Origin of the sequence: Inquilinus sp. (assembly GCF_039594555.1) — a bacterium.
Taxonomy (GTDB): domain Bacteria; phylum Pseudomonadota; class Alphaproteobacteria; order DSM-16000; family Inquilinaceae; genus Inquilinus.
The window spans coordinates 1-7,681 of sequence record NZ_JBCNNF010000329.1 but is presented as its reverse complement, the minus strand read 5'-3'; the positions used below and the strand labels follow the sequence as shown (position 1 = coordinate 7,681).

Below are 7,681 nucleotides of genomic sequence, written 5' to 3'. Positions count from 1 at the left end.
AAATAAACATCGCCGTTTGAAGCAGGGTAAGCAGCGCCTTTACGAGCGCGTGGCATCGGGCGAGCAGGCGCGCCGCCGCAAGCTCCGCGAGCAGGTGGCCGAGGCCGCCGTCAAGGCGGTGGCGGCGCCCGACAAGGACTGGGACGCCGACTATGTGCGCTCGGCGGTGCGGGAGGCGCTGAACGAGGACGATGTCCTCGACGCGAAGCTCGACCTGCTGTCGCCCGAGGACTTCCTGCGCGAGGTCTGCCGCAAGATCGGCCGGCCGCCGCCCTCGATCCCGCTGCCGCCGGGCCTCGACGGTCCGGAGGGCCCAGAGGGCCTGGACGAGGGCGCCAACGACAATTCCGGGCTGCCCGGCGCGGGCGCCGGCGATGCCGCCGCACGCCCCGGGGACGGGGAGGGGCGGGCCGAACCGGCGGAGGAGTCCGGGGACGGCTGTCCGCCGCCCCGGCGGCCGACGCCGGACAGCAGCTGACCGCCGCCGCGGTCGCGACGTGCCCTCCCTTGATGATGAACCGATGTGCTTCGCCTCTCCCGTCCGCGGGCGGGGCTGGTGGTGCTTGCGCCGGCGGGCGAGGGGAGGGGGCGGTGCCGGCCCTCACCCAGTTCGCGAGATTTTTCAGATTCCCCTCGTCATCCCCGCGAAAGCGGGGATCTCGTGACGCTTCAACCGGAAAGAGATTCCCGCTTTCGCGGGAATGACGGCAAAGGGAGGCGCCCGCTCTCAGAAGCTCGGCGGGGTGCAGGCCGAGACGATCTCCGCCGGCTCCTCGCCGACCACGCGGAAGCGGTGCGGCAGGCGGCTCTGGAAGTAATAGGCGTCGCCGGGGCCGAGGATGCGGCGGCGCGGGCCGACCGTCAGCTCCACCCGGCCGCGGATCACCACGCCGCCCTCCTCGCCGGCATGGCTCAGCGCCGTCGGGCCGGTGTCGGCGCCCGGCGCCAGCCGCTCATGCAGGATCTGCAGCGCCCGGCCCGACAGGTCGCAGCCCACCTGGCGGTAGGAGATCAGGCCGCCCGGTCCGCCGGGTCCGGCCCCCGACCCTCCGGATCCGCCATGGCCCCCGGCGGCGCCCGGCCTGCCGGCGATCTCGGTCAGCTCGGCCGCCGGGAAGAACACCGGGTCCTCCGGCCCCTCGGGCAAGGCGAAGAACGCGGCCAGGCTCAGCGGCAGCCCGTCCAGCACCCGCTTCAGCGAGCCGATCGAGGGGCTGGCGCGGTTCTGCTCGATCAGCGAGACGGTGGCGTTGGAGACGCCGGCGCGGCGCGCCAGCTCGCGCTGGCTCAGCCCGTGCTCCTCGCGCAGCCGCCGCAGCCGGCCGCCGATGTCGATGCCGGGATCGTCCTCGGTGGCCGCTGCCGGACCGGCGGGAGAGGGTGCCGGTTCCGGCTTCGACAACCCCCTCCCCCTGGCCCCCTCCCGCGAGGGGAGGGGGGACTCGGGGATCATGGGGGCCGGACCCGGGGGAAGGGCCATGGGTGTTTTCCTGTTCGAAATCCCGAACGCCGGCATCGGGGCGGCCTCCGCCGGCGGTTTTCGCAGTGTCCGGCGCGCGCGCCCGCTTGTCCAGTGATCGGGGCGGTCCTAGGCTCCGGTCCGGCCCTTTGCCCCTGGGGGGCGGACCGGCGCCGGCCGTTCGGCGTGTTCGGTTCCCTCCACAGCCGACCGGAGTTGCTTGCCATGGACGATGCCGTGCCGCGCGGTGACCTGCGCACGCCGAACAACCTCGAATCCTTCTGGATGCCGTTCACCGCGAACCGGTCGTTCAAGGCGGCGCCGCGGCTCTACGCGGGCGCCAAGGGCATGTACTACACCACCGTCGACGGCCGCCAGGTGCTGGACGGCACCGCCGGCCTGTGGTGCGTCAATGCCGGCCACTGCCACCCCAAGATCGTCCAGGCGATCCAGGACCAGGCGGCGGAGATGGACTACGCCCCGTCCTTCCAGATGGGCCACCCCAAGGCGTTCGAGCTGGCCTCCCGCGTCGCCCAGCTGCTGCCCGGCGACCTCGACCACGTCTTCTTCGCCGCCGGCGGCGGGTCCGAGGCGGTCGACACCGCGCTGAAGATCGCGCTGGCCTATCAGCGCCAGATCGGCCAGGGCACCCGCACCCGCCTGATCGGGCGCGAGCGCGGCTATCACGGCGTCGGCTTCGGCGGCATCTCGGTCGGCGGCATCGTCGCCAACCGCAAGGCCTTCGGCACGATGCTGACCGGCGTCGACCACCTGCGCCACACCCACGACCTGGCGCGCAACGCCTACAGCCGCGGCCTGCCGGAGCACGGCGCCGAGCTGGCCGACGACCTGGAGCGGATCGTGGCGCTGCACGACGCCTCGACCATCGCCGCGGTGATCGTCGAGCCGGTGGCCGGCTCCACCGGCGTGCTGATGCCGCCCAAGGGCTATCTGCAGCGGCTGCGCGAGATCTGCGACAGGCACGGCATCCTGCTGATCTTCGACGAGGTCATCACCGGCTTCGGCCGCCTCGGCACCAGCTTCGCCGCCGATTGGTTCGGCGTGCAGCCGGACATGGTGACCATGGCCAAGGGCCTGACCAACGCCGCGGTGCCGGCCGGCGCGGTCGGCGTGCGCAAGCATATCTACGACGCCTTCATGACCGGGCCGGAGCACCTGATCGAGCTGTTCCACGGCTACACCTACTCGGCCCATCCGCTGGCCATGGCCGCCGGCCTCGCCACCCTCGACGTGTACCGCGAGGAGGGGCTGTTCGAGCGCGTCGCCGACCTGGCGCCGTACTGGGAGCAGGCGCTGCACAGCCTGAAGGGCACCCGCCACGTCATCGACATCCGCAACCTCGGCCTGATCGGCGCGGTGGAGCTGGAGCCGATCGCCGGCAAGCCGACCTCCCGGGCCTACGACCTGTTCGTCAAGTGCTTCCAAAAGGGGGTGGGCATCCGCACCACCGGCGACATCGTCGCCCTGTCGCCGCCCTTCATCATCGAGAAGGCGGAGATCGACCGGATCGTCGAGACCCTGCGCGAGACGCTGCAGACACTGGATTGAGGAGAGGCTGAGGTTCTTCCCTCTCCTTGGGGAGAGGGAGGGGCCCGTCGCGTCGGCGACGGGAGGGTGAGGGGGAGAGCAGCCGTCAGGCTTGTAGTACCGTGCATCCCCGGCGAGAATGGAACAGATCCTGAACCGCCCGTGACGCCGCGACCCGATGACCACCCAGCCAGGCTTCCAGCTGCCGCCGCTCGCCGCGGTCCGGGTGTTCGAGGCCGCGGCCCGGCATCTCAGCTTCACCCGCGCGGCGGAGGAGCTGGGCATGACCCAGGCGGCGGTCAGCTACCAGATCCGCCTGCTGGAGGACCGGGTCGGCGCGCCGCTGTTCCTGCGCCTCACCCGCAAGGTGGCGCTGACCGAGGCCGGGGCGCGGCTGGCGCCGGTACTGACCGAGGCGATGTCGCGCATGGCCGGGGCCTTCGCCGCCCTGCGCGACGACGCCGGCGGCGGCCTGCTCTCGGTCACCACCGTGCTGACCATGGCCTCGAACTGGCTGGTGCCGCGGCTCGGCCGGTTCCAGGCCGCCCATCCGAAGGTCACGGTGCGGGTCGACACCGGCCAGGCCAATGTCGACTTCACCCGCGGCGACTACGATCTCGGCATCCGCTACGGCCGCGGCGTCTGGCCGGGGCTGGCGGTGCACTGGCTGATGTCGGTGGACATCACTCCGCTATGCAGCCCGGCCCTGCTGGAGCGGGCGGGTGGTGTCCGGCATCCGCGCGACCTGCTGCGCCTGCCGCTGCTGTGGGACGTCGCCGACACCTGGCAGCGCTGGTTCGCCGCGGCGGGAGAGGCGGTGCCGGCCTCCGTCGCCGATGACGGGCTCAGGCTCGACACCCAGCAGATGATGGGCCAGGTGGCGAAGGCGGGGCAGGGCGTGGCGCTGCTGAACCCGTTGTTCTTCGCTGACGAACTCGCCTCCCGCCAATTGGTGCAGCCCTTCCCGACGATGCTTCGCGAAGACGGCGCCTACTACATCGTCTATCTCGAGACCCGCCGCGACGTGCCGAAGATCGCGCTGTTCCGGGAGTGGCTGCTGGCCGAGGCCGCGGCGGCGATGGCGGGGCGGCGGGACGGCTAGCTGCGGTCGAAGCCCAGGTCGCGGCGCAGCTGGTCGGACAGGCCGTTGGGGTCGAGCACCCGGCCCGCGGCCGGGCGCAGCAGCCGGCCGGCGGCGGCCCGCAGGGTGGACAGCAGGCTGCGCCGAGGGCGAAGCCGGGGGATCGGGCGCGCGGGCGCCCGCTGGACGGTGCCGGTCATCTCGGTCTCCGGATGGCCCGGACGCATCATCTCAGCTGATGCGTGGCGACGGGCCGGTCGTTGCGATGTGGTCTGTATGAGAGGAATATCGCCCTTCCGCGGGCGTCCGACCAACGCGTTCTCGATAAGCGACGGATAAACAGCCTTTATGGATGAAGGATCAGCCTCCCGCCTGCCGCCGCTGCCGGCCATCCGGGTGTTCGAGGCGGCGGCGCGGCATCTCAGCTTCACCCGCGCGGCGGAGGAGCTGGGCATGACCCAGGCGGCGGTCAGCTACCAGATCCGCCTGCTGGAGGACCGCGTCGGCGCGCCGCTGTTCCGCCGCCTGACCCGCAGGGTCGAGCTGACCGAGACCGGCGAGCGCCTGGCCCCGGCGGTGACCGAGGCGCTGGCGCGGCTGGCCGGCGCCTTCGCCGCGGCGCGCGACGACACCGGCGGGCTGCTGGCGATCACCTCGATCCACACCTTCGCCACCAACTGGCTGGTGCCGAGGCTGGGCCGGTTCCAGCTGGCCCATCCCGGCATCGCCGTGCGGCTCGACACCAAGTCGAAGCTGGTCGACTTTACCCGCAGCGACAACGACATCGGCATCCGCCATGGCATGGGCGTCTGGCCCGGCCTTGCGGCGCATCCGCTGATGCCGATCGAATACACAGCCCTGTGCAGCCCGGCGCTGCGCGACCGCGCCGGCGGCCTCGCCCATCCCCGCGACCTGCTGCAGCTGCCGCTGTTCTGGGACGGCGGGGACGCCTACTGGCAGCGCTGGTTCGCCGCCGCCGGCGTCGCGGTGCCAGAATCGGTGTCCAGTGGTGGCCTGCGGCTGGAGAACCAGCAGATGCTGGGCCGCGCGGCCCAGGCCGGGCAGGGAGTGGCGCTGGTCAACCCCACCTTCTTCCTCGACGAGCTCGCGGCCGGGGAGCTCATCCGTCCCTTCCCGGTCAGCATCAAGGACGAGGGCTCGTACCACCTGGTCTATCTCGACAGCCGCCGCGACGTGCCGAAGATCGCCGCCTTCCGCGACTGGATCCTGGCCGAGATCGCGGCGGACCAGGGGCAGGGCCTCGCGGCGGGGTGACCTCGATCTCGCGGTTTTGCTTGACTTCTCGTTCTCTTTTTGTTCTTATAACGCATGGTCAACGCCATCGAGCAGTCGCGTCGACTGGGTTCGCGAGCGAACCCAGCATGGTGCAGCCCGATCGATCGTTGGGTTCGCTTGTCGCGAATCCAGACTACTCGGTCTGGACGGCTCGCCGGCTCAAGAGGGGCGGGTGGCCCCGTCATAGGTCAGGATCGCGCCGTACAGCTCCGGCCGGCGGTCGCGGAACACGCCCCAACTGGCGCGCTGGGCCCGAATGGCATCGAGGTCGAAGCGGGCGACCAGCACCTCCTCCTCGGTCCGGCCGGCCTGGGCCACCAGCTCGCCGGTCGGGCCGGCGATGAAGGAGGAGCCGTAGAAGGTCTGGCTGAAGCGCTCGCCCTCCTCGGTGCCGATGCGGTTGGAGGCGACCAGCGGCACCAGGTTGGCGCCGGCATGGCCCTGCATCACCCGGGTCCAGTGCGCCTGGCTGTCCAGCCCGCCATCCTGCGGCTCGCTGCCGATCGCGGTCGGGTACAGCAGCACATCGGCGCCCATCAGCGCCATGCAGCGCGCCGTCTCGGGGTACCACTGGTCCCAGCAGATGCCGCAGCCGACCACGCCGTAGCGGGTCTTCCACACCTTGAAGCCGGTGTCGCCGGGGTTGAAGTAGAACTTCTCCTCATAGCCCGGCCCGTCCGGGATGTGCGACTTGCGATAGACGCCCAGCACGCTGCCATCGGCGTCGACCATGGCGATCGAGTTGTAATAGGCGTTGTTGGCGCGCTCGAACACGCTGACCGGCATCGCCACCTTCAACTCCGCCGCCAGCCGGCGGAACCGCTCCACCACCGGATGGCCGTCGATCGGCTGGGCCAGGGCGAAGTGCTGCTGTAGCTCGTCACGGCAGAAATAAGGGGCGGCGAACAGCTCCTGCGGCAGCACGATCTGGGCGCCGCGGCCGGCGGCCTGGCGCACCAGCGCCTCGACCCGGTCCAGGGTCTCGGCCTCGTTCCAGGTGCAGAAGGTCTGGGTGGCGGCGACGGTGACGGTGGTCATGGCGGATCCTCAGGCGGTCGTCTGCGGCTGGCGCCGCCGCGGTCGGCTGTCGGCGGCGCTGGTGCGGCCGCGGGCGCGGCGGCGTTCCTTCAGCCGCTGCAGCGTGGCCAGGCGCCAGGCGTTGTCGGCGTCGCGCCAGGCCGCGATCTCCTCCATCGTCCGCAGGCAGCCTGCGCACAGGCCGGTCCCGGCCTCGAGCGTGCAGACGCCGATGCAGGGCGAGACGATGGGGGGGAGATCCGAGGTCATGGCCCCCTCCAGGTAACCCGGCGGCGGCCCCGGTTCAAGGCGGCTCATGCGGCCTCCGGCGTGTGTCGTGACCGGGCGAGGCCGGGTCGCAGGCGCGATGGTCGGCGCGGCCTCGGGGCGTAGCATCGGGACTCCGCGAGAAGGATTGCCAGCGATGACCGACGCCCCCGCCACCCCATCGGACGAGACCCAGGACACCGGCGGCCGGGCCGGCCGGCGCGGCCGCGGCGGCGCCGAGGCCCGGCGCGCCCTGCGCCGCGGCGGCGGGCTGCAGCAGCTGAAATACATCTCGCGCAAGATCCCGCTCTACGAGGTCCTCAAGACCGACGGGCTGGAGCTGATCGAGCACAACGCCGACACGGTGCTGGAGGAGATCGGCCTCGAGTTCCGCGACGACGAGGAGACGCTGGAGCTGTGGCGTGCCGCCGGCGCCGACGTCAAGGGCACCCGCATCCGCTTCCCGCGCGGCCTGTGCCGCCAGCTGGTGCAGGCGACCGCGCCGCGCGAGTTCACCCAGCACGCCCGGAACCCGGAGCGCACGGTGCAGATCGGCGGCGGAAACACCGTCTTCGCCCCGGTCTACGGCCCGCCCTTCATCCGCACCCTCGACGAGGGCCGCCGCTATGCCCGGATCGAGGATTTCCGGAACTTCGTGAAGCTCGCCTACATGACGCCGGCGATGCACCATTCCGGCGGCACCGTGTGCGAGCCCGTCGACCTGCCGGTGAACAAGCGGCATCTCGACATGGTCTATTCCCACATCAAATACTCCGACAAGCCGTTCATGGGGTCGGTGACGGCGCCGGAGCGGGCGGAGGATACGGTCGCCATGGCGCGGCTGGTGTTCGGCGAGCAGTTCGTCGACGAGAACTGCGTGCTGATCAGCCTGATCAACGCCAATTCGCCGATGGTGTGGGACGGCACCATGCTCGGCGCCTTGAAGACCTATGCCCGCGCCAACCAGGCGGTGATCGTCACCCCCTTCATTCTGGCTGGCGCCATGGCCCCGG

Annotated in this window: 9 protein-coding genes; 5 read left to right on the top strand and 4 right to left on the bottom strand. The window is 71.4% G+C overall.

From position 1 onward, the window contains the following. Positions 1-478, top strand: a 478-nt coding sequence (locus tag ABDW35_RS27220) for a hypothetical protein (RefSeq protein WP_343716990.1), incomplete at its 5' end; no start/stop codon positions are given. A 249-nt stretch (positions 479-727) separates the two neighbouring features. Here ABDW35_RS27220 and ABDW35_RS27215 read toward each other — a convergent pair. Beyond that, entirely contained in the window at positions 728-1,336 is a 609-nt protein-coding gene (locus ABDW35_RS27215; protein WP_343716991.1) for a cupin domain-containing protein, read from the bottom strand. Between the two features lie 348 nt (positions 1,337-1,684). Between ABDW35_RS27215 and ABDW35_RS27210 the strand changes: the two genes are divergently transcribed. Beyond that, positions 1,685-3,028: an aspartate aminotransferase family protein gene (locus tag ABDW35_RS27210; protein ID WP_343716989.1), complete on the top strand. Its 1,344-nt coding sequence runs from the start codon at positions 1,685-1,687 to the stop codon at positions 3,026-3,028. A 157-nt stretch (positions 3,029-3,185) separates the two neighbouring features. Beyond that, complete coding sequence (gene gcvA, locus ABDW35_RS27205) at positions 3,186-4,109, top strand: transcriptional regulator GcvA (protein WP_343716988.1); 924 nt, start codon at positions 3,186-3,188, stop codon at positions 4,107-4,109. Here gcvA (ABDW35_RS27205) and ABDW35_RS27200 read toward each other — a convergent pair. Further along, positions 4,106-4,288, bottom strand: a complete 183-nt coding sequence (locus ABDW35_RS27200) for a hypothetical protein (RefSeq protein ID WP_343716987.1) — start codon at positions 4,286-4,288, stop codon at positions 4,106-4,108. The genes gcvA (ABDW35_RS27205) and ABDW35_RS27200 overlap by 4 nt on opposite strands. A 148-nt stretch (positions 4,289-4,436) precedes the next feature. On the opposite strand from ABDW35_RS27200, the gene gcvA (ABDW35_RS27195) reads away from it, so the two are divergent. Next, a complete protein-coding gene (gcvA, locus tag ABDW35_RS27195; RefSeq protein ID WP_343716986.1) occupies positions 4,437-5,363 on the top strand; it encodes a transcriptional regulator GcvA in 927 nt (308 codons plus the stop codon). A 180-nt stretch (positions 5,364-5,543) separates the two neighbouring features. On the opposite strand, the gene aguB is transcribed toward gcvA (ABDW35_RS27195), so the two are convergent. Together aguB and ABDW35_RS27185 are read right to left on the bottom strand one after the other, a co-directional pair. Then, positions 5,544-6,422 (bottom strand): N-carbamoylputrescine amidase, encoded by an 879-nt coding sequence (gene aguB, locus ABDW35_RS27190; protein ID WP_343716985.1) that lies wholly within the window; start codon positions 6,420-6,422, stop codon positions 5,544-5,546. Positions 6,423-6,431: 9 nt separating this feature from the next. Then, the gene (locus tag ABDW35_RS27185; RefSeq protein WP_343716984.1) at positions 6,432-6,671 is read right to left on the bottom strand and encodes a DUF1289 domain-containing protein; all 240 of its coding nucleotides are present in this window, start codon (positions 6,669-6,671) and stop codon (positions 6,432-6,434) included. 154 nt (positions 6,672-6,825) lie between these two features. On the opposite strand from ABDW35_RS27185, the gene ABDW35_RS27180 reads away from it, so the two are divergent. Continuing rightward, a partial coding sequence (locus ABDW35_RS27180; RefSeq protein WP_343716983.1) for a trimethylamine methyltransferase family protein occupies positions 6,826-7,681 on the top strand: 856 nt, incomplete at its 3' end.

Bases quoted from the DNA above. Each gene is read 5' to 3' on its own strand.
- ABDW35_RS27200 (WP_343716987.1), bottom strand. From the start codon at position 4,288: ATGACCGGCACCGTCCAGCGGGCGCCCGCGCGCCCGATCCCCCGGCTT.
- gcvA (WP_343716988.1), top strand. From the start codon at position 3,186: ATGACCACCCAGCCAGGCTTCCAGCTGCCGCCGCTCGCCGCGGTCCGG.
- ABDW35_RS27185 (WP_343716984.1), bottom strand. From the start codon at position 6,671: ATGACCTCGGATCTCCCCCCCATCGTCTCGCCCTGCATCGGCGTCTGC.
- aguB (WP_343716985.1), bottom strand. From the start codon at position 6,422: ATGACCACCGTCACCGTCGCCGCCACCCAGACCTTCTGCACCTGGAAC.
- ABDW35_RS27210 (WP_343716989.1), top strand. From the start codon at position 1,685: ATGGACGATGCCGTGCCGCGCGGTGACCTGCGCACGCCGAACAACCTC.
- gcvA (WP_343716986.1), top strand. From the start codon at position 4,437: ATGGATGAAGGATCAGCCTCCCGCCTGCCGCCGCTGCCGGCCATCCGG.